The organism is Methylophaga sp. UBA5088 (assembly GCF_002414625.1).
GTDB lineage: Bacteria > Pseudomonadota > Gammaproteobacteria > Nitrosococcales > Methylophagaceae > Methylophaga > Methylophaga marina.
This window is the reverse complement of the sequence record NZ_DIAC01000080.1, coordinates 1-584: the sequence shown is the minus strand read 5'-3', so window position 1 is coordinate 584 and position 584 is coordinate 1. Positions and strand designations below refer to the sequence as shown.

The window sequence follows — 584 nt, the reverse complement described above, 5'->3', positions numbered from 1 at the left end:
GCTGAGCTAAGCACCCCAAGAAAGCGAGGCATTCTACAACATCTTTTTGAAGTTTGCTCGAAAAAAATGAAGAAATTTTTATCTTTGTTAAGGATTATTTTTAAGCAGATTAACTAAGTGATTGATTCACCGTTTAAAGCCTGATTAAAACCATTTCTTCCAACGGAATAAAATTAATAATATCAGAGCTACAACAGTCAGCATGATGATGACATCAGTAAAAGCATGACTATCATTCGCGCCTGGAATGCCACCCACATTAATCCCCAATAAGCCTGTCACAAAGCTTAAAGGTAAAAACACAGCAGCAATCACAGACAGCACATACATACGTGCATTGAGTTGTTCAGCGGTTTTACTATGCAGTTCTTCCTGAACCAATACAGCCCGTTCACGCACAGCGTCCAGATTTTCGATGTAACGAATCAGCGTGTCACTGATTTCATGAATCTGAATCCGATCATAATCAGATAACCAGGATATCATCTCCAGTGTCAGGCGAGCCAGGGCATCCCGCTCTGGTGCAAGATAACGGTGCATGCTAATCACTTGTCGACGCAACTGAGCAATATTATCGTGTAAGT

General features: G+C 40.9%; 1 protein-coding gene. It reads right to left on the bottom strand.

The window, feature by feature from the left end; genetic code table 11:
• Window positions 1-144 precede the first annotated feature (144 nt).
• Window positions 145-584, bottom strand: a 440-nt coding sequence (locus B4K20_RS10175) for a CorA family divalent cation transporter (protein ID WP_289282800.1), incomplete at its 5' end; no start/stop codon positions are given.